This window comes from Rhodococcus sp. ACS1 (assembly GCF_002300155.1).
GTDB classification, from domain to species: Bacteria; Actinomycetota; Actinomycetes; order Mycobacteriales; family Mycobacteriaceae; genus Rhodococcus_F; species Rhodococcus_F koreensis.
In genome coordinates, this window is record NZ_NSDZ01000004.1 from 1605343 (window position 1) to 1621073 (window position 15731).

17 protein-coding genes are annotated in these 15731 nt (G+C 68.7%); 10 read left to right on the top strand and 7 right to left on the bottom strand.

Features of this window, described 5'->3' with window-relative positions; all coding sequences use genetic code 11:
* Positions 1–85: 85 nt before the first annotated feature.
* The gene (locus CJ179_RS19680) at positions 86–313 is read right to left on the bottom strand and encodes a BldC family transcriptional regulator (protein WP_005252019.1); all 228 of its coding nucleotides are present in this window, start codon (positions 311–313) and stop codon (positions 86–88) included.
* A gap of 187 nt (positions 314–500) precedes the next feature.
* Between CJ179_RS19680 and CJ179_RS19685 the strand changes: the two genes are divergently transcribed.
* Together CJ179_RS19685 and CJ179_RS19690 are read left to right on the top strand one after the other, a co-directional pair.
* Complete coding sequence (locus tag CJ179_RS19685; protein ID WP_095862563.1) at positions 501–869, top strand: DUF4229 domain-containing protein; 369 nt, start codon at positions 501–503, stop codon at positions 867–869.
* Complete coding sequence (locus CJ179_RS19690; protein ID WP_072939932.1) at positions 866–1975, top strand: PLP-dependent cysteine synthase family protein; 1110 nt, start codon at positions 866–868, stop codon at positions 1973–1975. Before CJ179_RS19685 ends, CJ179_RS19690 begins: the two co-directional genes overlap by 4 nt.
* Here the strand turns inward: CJ179_RS19690 and CJ179_RS19695 are convergent.
* Entirely contained in the window at positions 1963–2508 is a 546-nt protein-coding gene (locus tag CJ179_RS19695; RefSeq protein ID WP_095862564.1) for a GNAT family N-acetyltransferase, read from the bottom strand. The genes CJ179_RS19690 and CJ179_RS19695 overlap by 13 nt on opposite strands.
* Before the next feature lie 127 nt (positions 2509–2635).
* Here CJ179_RS19695 and CJ179_RS19700 point away from each other — a divergent pair, with 127 nt between their 5' ends.
* The 4 genes from CJ179_RS19700 (at position 2636) to CJ179_RS19715 (ending at position 4669) form a co-directional block, all read left to right on the top strand.
* The gene (locus CJ179_RS19700; protein ID WP_072939937.1) at positions 2636–3388 is read left to right on the top strand and encodes a 1-acyl-sn-glycerol-3-phosphate acyltransferase; all 753 of its coding nucleotides are present in this window, start codon (positions 2636–2638) and stop codon (positions 3386–3388) included.
* Positions 3389–3452: 64 nt separating this feature from the next.
* Positions 3453–3668, top strand: a complete 216-nt coding sequence (locus CJ179_RS19705) for a hypothetical protein (protein WP_005258323.1) — start codon at positions 3453–3455, stop codon at positions 3666–3668.
* A 5-nt stretch (positions 3669–3673) separates the two neighbouring features.
* Positions 3674–4240: a Clp protease N-terminal domain-containing protein gene (locus CJ179_RS19710; RefSeq protein ID WP_095862565.1), complete on the top strand. Its 567-nt coding sequence runs from the start codon at positions 3674–3676 to the stop codon at positions 4238–4240.
* Positions 4241–4288: 48 nt separating this feature from the next.
* Positions 4289–4669, top strand: coding sequence for a phage holin family protein (locus CJ179_RS19715; protein ID WP_072939943.1), 381 nt, complete (start codon positions 4289–4291; stop codon positions 4667–4669).
* 9 nt (positions 4670–4678) lie between these two features.
* On the opposite strand, the gene CJ179_RS19720 is transcribed toward CJ179_RS19715, so the two are convergent.
* Positions 4679–5548, bottom strand: coding sequence for a 1,4-dihydroxy-2-naphthoate polyprenyltransferase (locus tag CJ179_RS19720; protein WP_072939946.1), 870 nt, complete (start codon positions 5546–5548; stop codon positions 4679–4681).
* A 103-nt stretch (positions 5549–5651) separates the two neighbouring features.
* Between CJ179_RS19720 and CJ179_RS19725 the strand changes: the two genes are divergently transcribed.
* Complete coding sequence (locus CJ179_RS19725; protein WP_095862755.1) at positions 5652–8954, top strand: BTAD domain-containing putative transcriptional regulator; 3303 nt, start codon at positions 5652–5654, stop codon at positions 8952–8954.
* On the opposite strand, the gene CJ179_RS19730 is transcribed toward CJ179_RS19725, so the two are convergent.
* Positions 8910–9653 (bottom strand): IclR family transcriptional regulator, encoded by a 744-nt coding sequence (locus CJ179_RS19730; protein WP_072939949.1) that lies wholly within the window; start codon positions 9651–9653, stop codon positions 8910–8912. The two genes, CJ179_RS19725 and CJ179_RS19730, sit on opposite strands and share 45 nt — an antisense overlap.
* Positions 9653–11167 carry an APC family permease gene (locus tag CJ179_RS19735; RefSeq protein ID WP_072939952.1) on the bottom strand — a complete coding sequence of 505 codons (1515 nt, stop codon included), beginning with the start codon at positions 11165–11167 and terminating at the stop codon, positions 9653–9655. The genes CJ179_RS19730 and CJ179_RS19735 overlap by 1 nt, the downstream gene beginning before the upstream one ends.
* Positions 11168–11393: 226 nt before the next feature.
* On the opposite strand from CJ179_RS19735, the gene CJ179_RS19740 reads away from it, so the two are divergent.
* From CJ179_RS19740 to tatA, 3 genes are read left to right on the top strand one after another with little or no spacing between them, the layout of a single operon-like run.
* Complete coding sequence (locus tag CJ179_RS19740; protein ID WP_095862566.1) at positions 11394–12974, top strand: FAD-dependent oxidoreductase; 1581 nt, start codon at positions 11394–11396, stop codon at positions 12972–12974.
* A gap of 30 nt (positions 12975–13004) precedes the next feature.
* Complete coding sequence (locus tag CJ179_RS19745; RefSeq protein WP_095862567.1) at positions 13005–13679, top strand: Rid family hydrolase; 675 nt, start codon at positions 13005–13007, stop codon at positions 13677–13679.
* Positions 13679–13846: a Sec-independent protein translocase subunit TatA gene (tatA, locus tag CJ179_RS19750; protein ID WP_005252050.1), complete on the top strand. Its 168-nt coding sequence runs from the start codon at positions 13679–13681 to the stop codon at positions 13844–13846. The genes CJ179_RS19745 and tatA overlap by 1 nt, the downstream gene beginning before the upstream one ends.
* 52 nt (positions 13847–13898) lie before the next feature.
* Here tatA and CJ179_RS19755 read toward each other — a convergent pair whose 3' ends face one another.
* Positions 13899–14729, bottom strand: a complete 831-nt coding sequence (locus CJ179_RS19755; protein WP_072939961.1) for an ABC transporter permease — start codon at positions 14727–14729, stop codon at positions 13899–13901.
* Positions 14726–15718 carry an ATP-binding cassette domain-containing protein gene (locus CJ179_RS19760; protein ID WP_072940429.1) on the bottom strand — a complete coding sequence of 331 codons (993 nt, stop codon included), beginning with the start codon at positions 15716–15718 and terminating at the stop codon, positions 14726–14728. Before CJ179_RS19760 ends, CJ179_RS19755 begins: the two co-directional genes overlap by 4 nt.
* Positions 15719–15731 lie beyond the last annotated feature (13 nt).

A 15731-nucleotide genomic window follows, 5' to 3' on the forward strand; every position in this document is an offset into this window, starting at 1 on the left:
CGCAGGGCGTCCGGGCAGTGCGGTGTTACTCGGCGAACCTCAGGGTCGGCCCGCCTGCAGCGTCAGGGTCGGCCCGCCTGCAGCGTCAGGGTCGGCCCGCCTCTGTCGTGAGGGAGCGGAGCAGCTGCATGACCTCGGCCTCGCGGAAGCGGCGGTGCCCGCCGGGGGTGCGCAGCGATCCGAGCCGCCCCGCGTGCGCCCAACGCGTCACGGTCTTCGGGTCGACATGGAACAGGGCAGCCACCTGGCCCGGGGTCATGAGGGCTTCGTTGGATCCGCTGAATCCGGGTCCGTTGTAGGTGGGTGCGCTCATCGACGATCCTCCACTGCTTTCGACTGGTCTGTGCTGAAGCCGGCCGCTGTTGCGACTGATCTCGGTCATCGTGACATCCGAGACCCCGGGTACTCGAACGATCTAATGTTGGTAAAGGGGAGGTAATAGACAAATCGGATAAGTCGGACGTGTGAGGAGCCCCCTCGGCGGTGGGTAACCTGGGACCGTGAGCGAGTCATCCGAGAAGCCAGAAGACCAGGTCGAGCCCGCAGATTCGAGCGCGAAAGCGAAGCAGGACGGGCGGGTGACCAAGCGGCAGCTGGCGCGCGACGTCGCGATCTATTCGATCGCCCGGCTGCTGCTGGTCGTCGTCATCGGCGCCATCATCCTCGGGGTGGCCGCACTCGTCGGGGTCGCCGTTCCGTTGCTCGTCGCCGCGATCTTCGCGGTCCTCATCGCGCTCCCGCTGTCGCTGCTGCTGTTCGCGAAACTCCGCAAGCGGGTCAACGAGGGGATCGCCACATTCGACGCGCAGCGCCGCGCCGACCAGGCCGACCTGCGTGCCCGGCTCCGTGGTGAGGGCACGTCCCGGTGACGGTCGACGACTGCGTCGTCATCGACCGGAGCTTGCCGCGCGACTGGGTCGACAACGCTGTCCGCCTCATCGACGCGGACGCGCAGCGCAGCGCCGACACGCACCTGCTGCGGTACCCGCTGCCCGTCGACTGGGGTGTGCAGCTCTATCTGAAGGACGAGTCGACCCACATCACGGGCAGCCTCAAGCACAGGCTGGCCCGGTCGCTGTTCCTGTACGCGATCTGCAACGGCTGGATCACCGAGGGAACGACGGTCATCGAGGCGTCGTCGGGATCGACGGCCGTCAGTGAGGCCTACTTCGCGAAGATGCTCGGGCTCGACTTCGTGGCCGTCGTGCCGCGCAGCACGAGCGGCGCGAAGATTGCCCTCATCGAGGCGCAGGGCGGTCGCTGCCACTTCATCGACCACCCGCCGGAGATCTACAGCGAGGCCCGTCGGCTCGCCGCGGAGACGAACGGTCACTTCATGGACCAGTTCACGCACGCGGAACGGGCCACCGACTGGCGCGGCAACAACAACATCGCCGAGTCGATCTACCAGCAGATGATTCAGGAAGAGCACCCGGTGCCGGAGTGGCTCGTCATGAGCGCCGGGACCGGCGGCACCAGCGCGACGCTGGGCCGGTACATCCGGTACCGCAGGCACGCGACCCGCCTTCTCGTCGTGGACCCCGAGAACTCCGCGTTCTTCGGCGGCTACGAGAGCAACTCCTGCGAATACGCGACAGGAATGCCCTCGCGGATCGAGGGCATCGGCCGGCCGCGGGTGGAGCCGTCCTTCGTCGGCCAGGTCATCGACCGCATGATGCGGGTGCCCGACGCCGCGTCCATCGCGACGGCCCGGCACGCCAGTTCGGTGCTGGGCCGCCGGGTCGGCGGGTCGACGGGCACGAACTTGTGGGGCGCGTTCACCGTCGTCGCGGAGATGCTCGCGGCCGGACGGTCCGGCAGTGTCGTCACCGTCCTGTGCGACGGCGGCGAACGGTACGCCGACACCTACTTCGACGACGACTGGGTGGCAGGCGAGGGCATCGACCTCTCAGGCCCGACCGCGGTGCTCGACCGGTTCGCGGCGACCGGTGAGTGGCCCGGTCAGCCCGGCTGAGGCGCGGTGGCGGCGGTGCGCACCGGCGCGGTCACCGCGCGGGTCATCGTGACCCGCGGCCACGCGGCCAGACCGTGCCGGGCCTCGTCGTCGCGGATGCGTGACAGGCCCGGAGTGAGGTCGGTCTCCGGCAGGGGGCGAAAACCCAGCCGCTCGTAATAGGGGGCGTTCCACGGGACGTCGACGAACGTGGTGAGAGTGAGGGCGGGCAGTCCGCGGACGGCCGCCCACGACGAGATCTCGTCGAGCAGCAGGGCGCCGAGGCCCTGGCGGGCGTGGCCGGGGTGGACCGAAACCTGCTCGATGTGCGCGCCGCCGTCGACGACGGCGACGAGTGCGTAGGCGACCGGGGCATCGTCTGCGTCGACCGCGACCCAGATGCATTCCAGCTGGAGGTATTCGGTCAGCTCGTCGAGTGAGAACGGGGGATCGTCGGCGACGGCGTCCATGCCGATGTCGCGGAACGGCGCACCCGCCGCGATTTCGATGTCTTGCAGAGCGGGCAGGTCGGTGGAAATGGCCGGGCGGATCACAGGTCTTTTGTACCCGAAATCGTGCTGTTCGCACAGTTTCCCTGCACTTTCCCAATACCTACTCCTCCGTAGGCTACGCAACCGTAGGTTGGTAGCCTGGCGTGAGGACGACGGAGCGGGGATACGCATGAACAAGCCCGAGGTGACTCTCGAGAACTACGAAGCGGTGTACGCGTACTACCGCGACCACCGGCAGAATCGGGTGCTCGCCAAGCTGGCGTACGCGTCGCTGTATGCGAAGTACCGGCCGCGGATCGTCTACGCGGACGACGCGAAGGCGCAGCTCGCCGGGCTGGTGAAGTCCGGCAGGGTGCTGATCGTCGCCGCCAATCACGTGACCCACAGCGATCAGTACACGCTGGCGGCGACGGCCTGGAACACGCCGTTGCGCCGCGCGATCGGACGCACCCGGGTGCTCGCGAAAGACGAATTGTTCGTCGACCCCGACCTGCACAAGAAGGTCGACATGATGGGCGGTATCCCGGTGTTCCGCAGTAAGAACTACGGGCTCCGGGCGGTCGCCGATGCGGGCAGGCTCATGATGGACATCTCCGCCGAGCGGCTCTGTCGCGGCGACAACCTGGCGATCTTTCCCGAGGGCACGTGCAACGAGGACGATCCGACCCGGCTGCAGCACATCAACAGCGGCATCGGTCACATCGCGAAACGTGCGGCGGACCGCGGAGTCTCGCCCGTGCTGCTGTCCATTGGCATCAGTTACGGGCCGGACGCCCACGGGCCCGACCCCGAGAACGTGAAGTCGGCCAGCGTGTTCGTGTCGGAGCCGGTATTCGACCTTCCGGCGAAACCGATGGACATCGCGCACGTCGTGCAGAAGGACCTGCAGATCGCCGTCGACGGGGCAGTCGCCGCGTACTGACGGCCTTCCCGAAATCTGTCAATCAGGGTTGACGCCCGGTCGGTGTCAACCTAAATTGACATGCATGACCGAAGCAACCACGCTCGCCGCAGCGGCGGGCAGCCCCGACCCCGCCGAGGGGTTGCGGGCCGTGCGTGCGCTGCGGCGTCTCCTCGAACGGCTCGAGGCCATCCAGGTCGCCAACGCCCGCGCCCAGGGCTGGTCCTGGCAGGCGATCGCCGACTCCCTCGAGGTGAGCAGGCAGGCCGTCCACCAGAAACACAACCGGAGAGGGAGGTAAGGCGCATGTTCGAACGATTCTCGACGGACGCCCGGGCCGTGGTGATCGGCGCGCAGCAGGAAGCGCGCGACGTGAAGTCACCGCAGATCGGGCCCGAACACCTCGTGCTCGCCCTGCTGTCCGTGAAAACCGAACCCGTCCACGGCATCCTCGCCGACGCCGGCATCGAGGAGGACACCGCGCGATCAACCGTCGCGGCCCACGGCACCGCCCTGAGTGACGCCGACGCGGAAGCACTCGAATCGATCGGGATCGACCTCGACGCCGTGCGGCAGAGTCTCGAGCAGAACTTCGGCAAGGGCGTGCTCGATCCGGAACAGCCCTCGGAGAAGCGCGGTTGGTTCGGCCGGAAGTCGGGACACATCGGGTTCACCCGCGACGCGAAGAAGGCGATCGAACTCTCACTGCGGGAGGCGCTGGCGCGCAAGGACGATCACATCGGCGCCGAGCACATCTTCCTCGGGGTGCTGCGCGTCGCCGAGGGCACGACGAAGGAGATCCTCGAGGTCCGGGTCGGGGTCGGCGAACTCCGCCGCCGCGTGCACGCGGCGCTCGACGACCGCGCTGCCTGACCGGTCGCCCGGTTCCCGTTTGTCCAATCGGTGTGCCAGCATGCACGCATGACCTTCTTGGTACGCCTCGTCATCAACGCGTTCGCGATCTGGCTGGCGGCAGCCTGGGTGTCGGGTATCGACATCTCCAGTTCGGGCAACGGAACCGGCTGGGACATCGTGGTGCTGCTCGGCATCGCGCTGGTGTTCACCGTCGTCAACATCTTCGTCAAGCCGCTGGTGAAGTTGCTGTCGCTGCCGCTGCTGATCCTGACGCTCGGCCTGTTCACCCTGGTGATCAACGCCCTGATGCTGCTGCTCACCGCGTGGCTGAGCTCCCAGACCGAGTACGGCCTGACCGTCGACGGCTTCTGGACGGCCGTGTGGGGCGGCCTGATCATCTCGATCGTCAACTTCGTCCTCGGCATTCTGCTGCCGGACGGCGACTGACGCGGAGGGTCAGGCGGCCGACAGTGCCACGGCCGTGGCGGCGCCCCAGATCAGCATCGCCAGCCCCGAATCCCGCAGCGCGGGAATCAGTGCGAGACCCAGGCCGCCCGAGCGGACGGGGGCGTTCGCCCGGACGGCGAGGGGCAGCGCGAGCAGTCCGACGAGCGCCCACGGGGTGCGCAGCACCAGGACCAGGGTCACGACGAACGGGACCGTCAGCGTGACCAGGTGCAGGATGCGGGTACGCGAGTCGCCGAGCCGGACGGCGAGCGTGCGTTTGCCGGATTCGGTGTCGGTGGGAATGTCCCGCAGATTGTTGGCGACGAGAACCGCGCTCGAGAACGACCCGACGGCGACCGCGGACACCACACCGGCCCAATCGATCGTCTCGGCCTGCACGTACTGGGTGCCCAGGACGGCGACGAGACCGAAGAACACGAAGACGGCGACCTCGCCGAAGCCGCTGTACCCGTACGGCTTCTTGCCGCCCGTGTAGAACCAGGCGCCCACGATGCACAGGGCGCCGATCAGCACGAGCCACCACGCGGTGGTGACCGCGAGGACGAGGCCGGCCACCGCGGCGACCGCGAAGCAAGCGATGGCCGCCGCCTTCACCGCCGACGGTTTCACCAGCTTGGACCCGACGAGCCGCAGCGGTCCGACGCGCTCGTCGTCGGTGCCGCGAATCCCGTCCGAGTAGTCGTTGGCGAAATTGACTCCCACGATCAACGCGAGAGAGACCACCAGTGCCAGTACCGCCTTCCACCACACCGCGCCGCCGAGCGATGCCGCGGCGCCGGTGCCCACGAGCACCGGGGCGATCGCGTTCGGGAGGGTGCGCGGACGAGCGCCTTCGATCCATTGAGCAGCCGTTGCCATGCACCGATCTTTGCACCGAGCGAGAAGGCGCCCGCACCCACACCGAACTTCGAGAAGTTCGCGTCCGCCCGGTGCAATACCATCGAACGCGGTGGACCAGCAGATGAGCGTGGACGAGACGGTGGCACCGGCAAGCGCACCGATCCAGGTCGCCTTGTTGGGTGAGGTATCGACGCGGCGATCGGGCGCGCTCGCACCGCTCCCCGGCACCCGCGCGCGCAGCCTGCTCGTTGCCCTCGCCCGCGTGCCCGGCCGGAGCCGGTCCGCGCAGGCTCTCATCGACGAAGTGTGGGGCGAGGATCCGCCGCGGTCCCCGATGAACGCGCTGCACACGCAGGTCTCCCGGCTGCGGGCGGCGTTGCCGGATGGGGCGCTGGAGATCGGCCCGGCCGGATACCGGCTGGCGGTATCGCGGGACGCCGTCGACCTGACCCGCGCGGAGGACGTGGCCCGCCGACTACAGGGCCGGGGTCACGTCGGCGGCGCCGGGCCGGACGAGATCCGCGACGCGCTCGCGCTGTGGCGGGGCGACCCGGGCGCCGACCTGCCCGAGGGTGCGGCCGCAACGGAACTCGCAGCGGACGCCGCGGTGATCCGGGGCCGGCTCGAGGCCGCGGACCGGGCGGCGCTGGTGGAGGCGGGAGACTGGGCGACCGCTCTGCCGAAGGCGCAGGCCCACGTGGCCGCGGAACCCCTCGACGAGCGGGCGCACGCCGACCTCATGCGCGTGCTCGCCGGGCTCGGGCGTGACAACGAGGCGCTGGATGTGTTCGCGACCTTCCGCAGGCGGCTGGTGGATCGGCTGGGGGCAGACCCGTCGCCCGCCCTCGTCGCCCTGCACGCCGAGATCCTGCGCGGCGACGGCGCACCCGAGTCGGACGGCAGGCGCCCCGCGGCGCCGGACCGCACGGCGATCGGCCTCCGGGCAGCACCGAACGCCTTGCTGGGGCGTGACATCGACGTGGTGGAGATCGAGGGACTGCTCACGTCCTCGCGTGTCGTGACCATCCTCGGACCGGGCGGTGCGGGCAAGACCCGGCTCGCGCACGAACTGGGTGCGCGGGCCGCCGCGCGGACGTCCGTGGCCCTGGTGGAACTCGCGTCGTTGCGCAGCAGTGAGGACGTCGTCGCGGCGATCAGCAGCACCCTCGGTCTCAGCGAAATCGACATCGCGCCGGGACGGCTCACCCTCGGCCGCATCCATTCCGCGCGGGAAAAGCTCCGGGAAGCGCTGTCGGCTGGGCCGATGCTCCTGATTCTCGACAACTGCGAGCACGTCGTCGGGGCCTGCTCCGAGATCGTGGCCGATCTGGTGGCCGCAGGCGATCAGCTGACCGTCCTCGCGACCAGCCGATCACCGCTCATGCTCGCATCCGAGGCGGTGTACCCACTGCCGCCGCTGGCGATCGACGACGACGATGCGCCCGCCGTGCAATTGTTCACGGCCCGGGCCCGCGCCGTACGGCCCACGGCGCGTCTCGACCCGGAGACCGTGCGCAGTGTCTGCCGCACCCTCGACGGCCTTCCGCTCGCAATCGAACTGGCCGCCGCGCGGGTACGCAGCATGAGCGTCGAGGACATCGGACGAAGGCTCGAGCACCGGTTCGCGCTGCTGCGCTCACACGACCCGACGTCGCCCGAACGGCACCGCACCCTGCACGCCGTCATCGATTGGAGCTGGCAGCTTCTGGGCGAGCAGCAGCAGATCGCGCTGCGCAGACTCTGCCGGTTCCCGGCCGGTTTCACCCTCGACGCCGCCCGGACGATCGCGGAGTGGGACGGCGTCGATGATGTCGTGGAGGCTGTCGAGGGCCTCGTGAATCAATCCCTGCTGTCCGTGTCCGAGACGTCGGACACGCTGCGCTACTACATGCTCGAGACGGTGCGGGAATACGGCGAGGAGCGACTCGCCGAGGCTGCCGAGGAGCCGGAAGTGTTTGCCCGCCAGCGAGTGTGGGCACACGCGTTCGCGTCGGAGGCGCTGGTGCGGTGCCGTGCCGACCAGGTCGCGCTCGCCGACGACATCGACGCCGACCACGACAACTTCCTCGCCGTGCTCCGGTGGGCTGTGGAACGCGGCGACGCCGAGACGGTTGCGATCGTGTTCCCGGTGCTCGGTGGCCTGTGGGCCATCCGGGGCGCGCACTCGGAGGTGATGAACTGGACGCCGCGGATCCTCGCGGCAACGGAAGACGCGGATCTGAGTGACGTCGACTCGGAATTGGTGGCGTACACGTTCCTGCTCGCGGCGATGCATCTGGTGTTCGGCGGTCAGGCCCGCACCCTCGCCCGCACCCGGACGCGATTGCGGCACCTCCTCTGCGGGCGCGCCGATCTGCCGCCGGTCTCCTCCTTCGCGGTGACGGTCATCCTGTCTCTGGGTTCGGGGCGGCGGCACGCCAGGGCGGTCGCGGAAGGGGTGCGCTCGCACGATCGGGAAACCCATGCGGCGGCGCTGGCAGCACGAGCCAGCATGCGTGAGAACCTCGGCGATTTCCGGGGTGCCGTGCGCGACGCGCAGGCCGTCTCCGAACTGTGCGCCGCGATCGGTGACGTGTGGGGCACGGCGATGGCGGCACAGTTCCTCGGCTCGCTGTACAGCCAGTCCGGACGATACCGGGACGCGGTGGGGCTCTATCAGGTCGCGGTCGAGAAGTTGCGGAAACTGGGCGCGCAGGAGGAGGCGAATCAGCTGTGGGGTTTCCAGGCCTCCGCGCTGATCGCGGACGGCGACGTGGAGGCGGGCCGGAAGGTGCTGGCCGAGACTCTGCTCGAGCATCGCGGTCCCGGCGCGGGGACCGACGACCAGCAGGACGAATGGCGGATAGCCGCCATCGGCAGTCTCGCGGAAGCCGATCTGGCGGACGGCGACGTCGAACGGGGGCTCGCCCGGTACCGGGAGGCGCTGGACCTGATGTACCCCCGGATCACGGCCGCGCTCTACGCCGATCCGTACGGACTCGTGCTGGCGGCCTCGGTGGTGTCCGCCCACGTGCTGCACGGCCGGTCCGAGATGATCGTGGACGTCGTTCCGCAACTCGCGGAGTGGGCACGGTCCCGGCTGGGTGTGGGCGCATATCCGGATCTGCCGGTCACCGGCGCCGTCGCGGCGGGCATCGGATGTTTCGAGATCGCGCGCGGTGATTCCGACCGCGGTCTCGCGCTGCTGGCACTGTCCGTCCCGGCGCGCGCCCGGCAGGACAGCGTCTCGCTGCAACACCACCGGCACGTCGCGTTCGCACTCGAGAACGTCGAGGCGGACCACTGGACGTCGGCGCAGGCGAGGTTCGGCACCTGGTCACGTCGTGCGGTGCACACCGAGATTCTGGATGTGCTCGCCGCCGTGAGTCGCGACCTCGCGTCAGGCGGGCACCCGGCCGCCGACCCGCGCCGCGCCGGAACGTAGGAGGTCGGTCAGCTCCGGGTCGTCGACCGCCAGCCGTCCCGTCTTCCCGATCGCCGCGAGGCAACCGGTCACCGCGTTCTGCGCGTCGTGCACCGGGACGGCGACAGCGCTGCGGCCGACGCGCACCTCGTCGACCTCGCGGGCCGAACCGGTGTGCCGGACGGCGTCGAGTTCGGTCCGCAGCGCGCCGAAGTCGGTGATGGTCGACGACGTCACCCTGCGCAGGCTCGGCGGCACCAGTTCGGGACGGGACGCGAGGAGGACCTTGCCGATGGCGGACGCGTGCAGGTGCGCGGCGATCGTGTTCTCGCCGCTGAGTTCGTGGTCGGGATCCCGGTCGATCAGTCGCACCCGGCTGCCCGCGAACGATGCCAGATGGATCCCGAAACGCACCTGCTCCCGCAGTTCCTCGAGCACGGCGTGGTGGTCGACCGGGTCCGGCGCCGCATCCGCCCCCGCCAGCTGCCGGGTCCTGCGGCCCAGCGCGAACCCGGACAGATCGGCGATCCGCACCAGATAGCCGTCGGCGGTCAAAAGATTGAGCAGCCGGTACGCCGTGGCCTGGGGGATCCCCGCGTGTGCGGCGATGTCTCTCGCCGTCGCCCCGGACCCGAGCTGAGCCACGGCCTCCAGCAGGGCGAGTGCCTTCTGCACGGCGCGTGGTTCGTGGCCCGCGATCTCCCCGGCTCGGGCGCCCATCACCGGGACCCGGGAGTGCGTCCAGCCGCCGTCAACGCGAGGTTCCCGGCGGCATCGGTCGCGTACACCCCGGCCCCCGGCAGCACGTCGTCCGTCTCGGCGGTGTCGAACACCCCCATCGACCGTAGACTCGCCGGGTGGCGCCACCGCAGGTACAACTGCCACGCCGAACCCGACAGCAACAGGGCCAGCACCACGGCGGGGACCATCGAGAATCCGTGGGCCACGTTCACGAACAGCATGTAGGCCAGGACGATTCCGCCGGCGGCGCTGCCTGCGACTCCCGCCGCCAGGACGAGCGGGGTGTGCTCCCCGATCCGGCTGAGGAACCGCACCGACGCCACGGCCACCAGCACGTACGCCGCGACCACCGCAGTCCTGGCGATCAACTGCACGTGAGAAAATCCGGTCGATTTCCCGACGATGCTGAACGTCGCGGCACCCGCACACACGGCGCACACGATGACCGCCAGCGCCGCGTACGGGGTGCGGTGGCTGCGGTGCACCCGGGCGAACAGACGCGGGACTACCCGTTCGATGCCCATCGAATACAGCAGGCGCGACGCGGCATTCGACGACGCCATCGCCGACGCCAGCCACGACGTGCCCAACCCGAGGTTCAGGGCGATCACCACGGCCGGGTCGACACCGGTAGCGGTGCCGTGGAGGTACGCGTTCACCAGGGTGTCGGCGCGACCGGACCAGGCGGCCCACGCCGAGAAGATGAACAGGCCGCCGCAGATCATCGGAGTGAGCATCACGGTGCGGGTCACCGTGGCGAGCGGGCGCTTGGCCTCCGGGCCGAAGAACGTGGCACTCTCGAAGCCGGCCAGCGCGAACACCGCGGCCAGAGTCATGAGCAGCGGTCCGTACGCGGAATCGGACGGCGGCACCGTTGCGTGCTGGCCGCCCGCGCCGGTCACGATCATCAGACCGGCGATGAACAGCAACGAGCACGATTCGACGGCGAGGATCGCGAGAGCCGCGAACCGCACCCCACGGACCAGGCAACCGAGGATCACGATCGCGATCCCGGCGTACACGAGAAGGCGCTCGGTGGGCCCGCGCAACTCCACCCCGAAGAAGCCGAGCGTCGCGATCACGGCTTGGCCGCCGTGATACAGCGTCATCACCGCACTGCCCACGTACTTGGTCAGCATCGCGACGCCCGCCGTCAGCGCGGCCCGGGTGCCGAGGCCCTGGAACACGAAACTGTAGAGACCGCCCGCGGCCGCCATGCGCCGCGTGAACTGCGAGACGCACACCGCGATCAGGGACACCACCACCGTCGCGACGACGATCGTAATCAGACCGCTGAGCAGCATCTGGTGGGTGAACATGGTGACGGGAAGCACCACCATCGACACCGCAGGCGCCGTCGTCGCCACCGACTGGGCGAGAACCTCGACGCCCGACAGTTGTCGCCTGCCTAGCGCACGCAACGGCGACAGGGCCGCACGTGCGGGCTCGCCGGTGGCGAATGAACGCGCGATGGCGTCGGAAAGGGCTGACATGCGCGTGAAACTAGCCGGGTCGTGTTGCCGAAAAGTTTCGGTTTCGGGTCGAACTGCGACTCGGGAGTGAGAACGGCACACACCCGTTCTCGCTCGCCGGCCTCAGACTGTTTCGCCGCCGACAACTTCCCGACTCGCTTGCCTCCCAGGATGAATCCGGACACGTTACCCGGGTCGCCGGGCGCAAGAATGGGAGCGCGAATTGGCATTCACACGTAGATCTTTCATGAAGGGCCTCGGGGCCACTGGGGGCGCAGGACTCGCGTACGGCGCGATGTCGACGCTCGGGCTCGCACCGTCGACCGCCGCGCCCGCCCGCACCTTCCAGCCGCTCGCGGCCGGCGACCTCATCGGCAAGGTGAAGGGCAGCCACTCCGTGGTCGTGCTCGGCGGCGGCCCCGCCGGACTGTGTTCGGCATTCGAACTGCAGAAGGCCGGATACACGGTGACGGTCCTCGAGGCCCGCACCCGGCCCGGCGGCCGCGTCTGGACCGCCCGGGGCGGCACCGAGGAGACCGACCTGAACGGCGAGACCCAGAAGTGCACGTTCTCGGACGGCCACTTCTACAACGTCGGCGCCACCCGCATCCCGCAGAGCCACATCACACTCGACTACTGCCGCGAACTCGGCGTCGAGATCCAGGGCTTCGGCAACCAGAACGCCAACACGTTCGTGAACTACGCGAGCGACACGTCCCTGTCGGGACAGTCCGTCACCTACCGGGCGGCGAAGGCCGACACGTTCGGCTACATGTCCGAACTGCTGAAGAAGGCCACCGATCAGGGCGCCCTGGACCAGGTACTGACCCGGGAGGACAAGGACGCGCTGTCGGAATTCCTCAGCGACTTCGGCGACCTGTCCGACGACGGCCGCTACCTCGGATCATCCCGTCGCGGTTACGATTCCGAGCCCGGAGCCGGCCTGAACTTCGGCACCGAAAAGAAGCCGTTCGCGATGCAGGAAGTGATCCGCAGCGGCATCGGCCGCAACTTCAGCTTCGACTTCGGCTACGACCAGGCGATGATGATGTTCACCCCGGTCGGCGGGATGGACCGGATCTACTACGCGTTCCAGGACCGGATCGGCACCGACAACATCGTCTTCGGCGCCGAGGTCACGTCGATGAAGAACGTGTCCGGCGGTGTCACGGTCGAATACACCGCAGGCGGCGCGAAGAAGTCGATCACCGCCGACTACGCGATCTGCACCATCCCGCCGCACCTCGTCGGACGACTGCAGAACAATCTGCCCGCCGACGTGCTCACCGCGCTGAAGGCGGCCAAGCCGTCGTCGTCCGGAAAGCTCGGCATCGAGTACTCGCGCCGGTGGTGGGAGACGGAAGAGCGCATCTACGGCGGCGCGTCCAACACCGACAAGGACATCTCGCAGATCATGTTCCCGTACGACCACTACAACTCCGACCGGGGCGTGGTCGTCGCGTACTACAGCAGTGGCAAGCGGCAGGAGGCGTTCGAGTCGCTCACCCACCGCCAGCGGCTCGCCAAGGCGATCGCGGAGGGCTCGGAGATCCACGGCGACAAATACACCCGCGACATCTCCTCGTCGTTCTCGGGCAGCTGGCGCCGCACCAAGTACTCCGAGAGTGCCTGGGCCAACTGGGCGGGCAGCGGCGGCTCGCACGGCGGGGCGGCCACTCCCGAGTACGAGAAGCTGCTCGAACCCGTCGACAAGATCTACTTCGCCGGCGACCACCTGTCCAACGCCATCGCCTGGCAACACGGCGCGCTGACATCCGCCCGCGACGTCGTCACCCACATCCACGAGCGCGTCGCCCAGGAAGCCTGACCCATTCCCCCGAACCAGGAGTTGTGCACTGTGAAGTCTTTTCGTACCAAGGCCGTGACCGCCGCACTCGCCGCATCCGCTCTGATCGCCGGGGGAACGTCGTGCTCCTCCGAGGAGGCGGCGGCTGAGGCACCTGGCAGCACGTTCGTCTCCAAGTCCGTTCTCGAAGCCGGGGAGGCGAATCCGATGATCGCGCAGGGTGTCGCGATCGGCGGCGGCACCGCCGTCTACAAATCGAGCGGCATCGGCCCGGGCGCGTCCAACAAGGCCGCACCCGAGGGCACCCCCGAGTCGTACATCGACACCGACGTGTTCTCCGGCGGCGCACTCCCGGCCGGAGTCACCATCACCGAAGCGCAGGGCATCAACGCGCTGAAGCGGATTCGCGACAATCTCGAGGCACAGGGACTGACGCTCGAGGACGTCGTGACCATGCGGGTGTTCCTCGACAACGCCCCCGGCACCGACCGCGCCGACTACGCCGGCTGGAACCGCGCATACCGGCAGTTCTTCGCGAACACCAACCTCGACACCGGCGACACTGAACTCGTCCCGCTCGGCACCGCCGAACCGGCCGCCCCGATGGAGCGGAACTCCGCACGGCCCAGCCGGTTCGCGCTCGAGGTCGCGAGCCTGCCCGCCGCCGGCTGGCTCGTCGAGGTCGAGGTGGACGCAGCGTACCCCGACGGCGAGGAGCCGCAGTAGTGGGGGCGCTGAGCCCGAGCCACTGGGCGATCATCGCGGTGGTGCTCGTGGTGCTGTTCGGGTCGAAGAAGCTCCCGGACGCCGCCCGCGGCCTGGGACGGTCGATGCGGATCCTCAAGACCGAGGTGGGGGAGTTGCAGGCGGACGCCCCCGAACTGGAGAAATAATCGAAGCGAGCCGGTGGACCCCGCGTCCACCGGCTCGCTCGTTCTCGAGGTGTCAGGCCTTACGCATGTAGGTACGGACCGTCAGCGGTGCCATGATCGCGACGATCACGGCGGCGCCGAGCAGCGACCACACGACGTGCACACCGAAGTGGCCGTCGTTGACGAGTTCCCGCACCGCGGTCACGACGTGAGACACGGGGTTGACGTTCACGAACGCCTGCATCCAGCCCGGCATCGTGTCGGCAGGCACGAACGCGTTGGACATGAACGTCAGCGGGAACAGGATCAGCATCGAAATGCCCTGCACCGAGGACGCTTTGCTCATGAGGACGCCCATCAGCGCGAAGATCCAGCTGATCGAGAAGGCGCAGACGACGACGAGCACACCGGCCGACACCACCCCGACGACGCCGCCGCCCGGCCGGTACCCCATCGCGATACCGACAGTGAACGTGATGGTCGTGGCGATGCCGTACCGCACGACGTCGGCGAGGAGAGCGCCGGACAGCGGCGCGATGCGGGCGATCGGCAGCGACTTGAAGCGGTCGAAGACGCCCTTGTCCATGTCTTCCCGCAACTGGGTGCCGGTCACGATCGACGTGGTGATCACCGTCTGAACCAGGATGCCCGGGATGATGATCGGCAGATACGACGCCACGTCGCCGGAGATGGCGCCACCGAAGATGTACGTGAACATCAACGTGAAGATGATCGGCTGGACGACGACGTCGAACAGTTGCTCCGGGTTGTGCTTGATCTTGAGTAGTCCCCGGTACGCCATGGTCAGCGTGTTGGCGACGGACTGTTCGAGGCTGATCCGGTTCCGGGCCTCCGGAATCGGTTGCGGGCCCGCGTGTGCGCGGGATTCGAGGGCGGTGGTCATGCGACGCTCCGTTCGGTATCGGCGTCGGCGGCAGTGTCTTCTGCGCCGTGGCCGGTGATGGTGAGGAAGACCTCGTCGAGACTCGGCTTCTGGACGGTGATCTCGTCGACGGCGATCCCGTGGTCGCGCAACCGGATCAGGAGTTCCACGGTGAGCGACGGATCGGTCATCGGTGCGGTGAGGCGGCCGATCTCCGGTGTGATCGCCACATCCACGCCGAGGGTGTGTGCGATCACCGAACGCGCGTCGTCGATCTGTCCGCGATCGGCCAGGGTCAACTGCAGCGACGAGACGCCGACGGACGCCTTCAACTCGTCGGCCGTGCCGTCCGCGATCACCTTCCCGCGGTCGATGACGGCGATCCGATCCGCCAGCTGGTCCGCCTCGTCGAGGTACTGCGTGGTCAGCAGCACCGTCGACCCGTCCGCGACCAGCCGGCGGATGGTGTCCCACATCTGGGCACGAGTCCGCGGGTCCAGGCCCGTCGTCGGCTCGTCGAGGAACAACAGCGGCGGATGGGCGATCAGGCTGGCCGCCAGGTCCAGGCGCCGTCGCATGCCGCCCGAGAAATTCTTCAGCGGCTTCGTCGCCGCCTCGGTGAGGTCGAACTCCTCGAGCAGTTCCGTGCACTTGCGTCGTGCGTCGCCCCGGCTCAGGCCGAGCAACCGGGCGAAGATCACCAGATTCTCGACCGCCGACAGGTCCTCGTCGACGGACGCATACTGGCCCGTGACACCGACCAGCGAGCGCACCGCGTTCGGTTCACGCACCACGTCGTGGCCGAAGATCCGGGCCTCGCCGCCGTCCGGGCGCAACAGCGTCGCAAGCATCCGCACCGTGGTGGTCTTGCCCGCGCCGTTCGGGCCGAGCACTCCGTACACCGACCCGGTCGGCACGGACAGGCTCACGCCGTCGACGGCGCGCTGGCGGCCGAAGAGCTTCACGAGCCCGTCGGCCTCGATGGCTGGGGGAGTTGCAGTGAGGTTCATGCCCTAGACGATG

Coding starts and splice junctions, on each gene's coding strand:
- CJ179_RS19740 (WP_095862566.1), top strand. CDS start 11,394: ATGAAGGGCCTCGGGGCCACTGGGGGCGCAGGACTCGCGTACGGCGCG.
- CJ179_RS19680 (WP_005252019.1), bottom strand. CDS start 313: ATGAGCGCACCCACCTACAACGGACCCGGATTCAGCGGATCCAACGAA.
- CJ179_RS19725 (WP_095862755.1), top strand. CDS start 5,652: ATGAGCGTGGACGAGACGGTGGCACCGGCAAGCGCACCGATCCAGGTC.
- CJ179_RS19715 (WP_072939943.1), top strand. CDS start 4,289: ATGACCTTCTTGGTACGCCTCGTCATCAACGCGTTCGCGATCTGGCTG.
- CJ179_RS19720 (WP_072939946.1), bottom strand. CDS start 5,548: ATGGCAACGGCTGCTCAATGGATCGAAGGCGCTCGTCCGCGCACCCTC.
- CJ179_RS19710 (WP_095862565.1), top strand. CDS start 3,674: ATGTTCGAACGATTCTCGACGGACGCCCGGGCCGTGGTGATCGGCGCG.
- CJ179_RS19705 (WP_005258323.1), top strand. CDS start 3,453: ATGACCGAAGCAACCACGCTCGCCGCAGCGGCGGGCAGCCCCGACCCC.
- CJ179_RS19735 (WP_072939952.1), bottom strand. CDS start 11,167: ATGTCAGCCCTTTCCGACGCCATCGCGCGTTCATTCGCCACCGGCGAG.
- CJ179_RS19755 (WP_072939961.1), bottom strand. CDS start 14,729: ATGACCACCGCCCTCGAATCCCGCGCACACGCGGGCCCGCAACCGATT.
- CJ179_RS19700 (WP_072939937.1), top strand. CDS start 2,636: ATGAACAAGCCCGAGGTGACTCTCGAGAACTACGAAGCGGTGTACGCG.
- CJ179_RS19730 (WP_072939949.1), bottom strand. CDS start 9,653: ATGGGCGCCCGAGCCGGGGAGATCGCGGGCCACGAACCACGCGCCGTG.
- CJ179_RS19760 (WP_072940429.1), bottom strand. CDS start 15,718: ATGAACCTCACTGCAACTCCCCCAGCCATCGAGGCCGACGGGCTCGTG.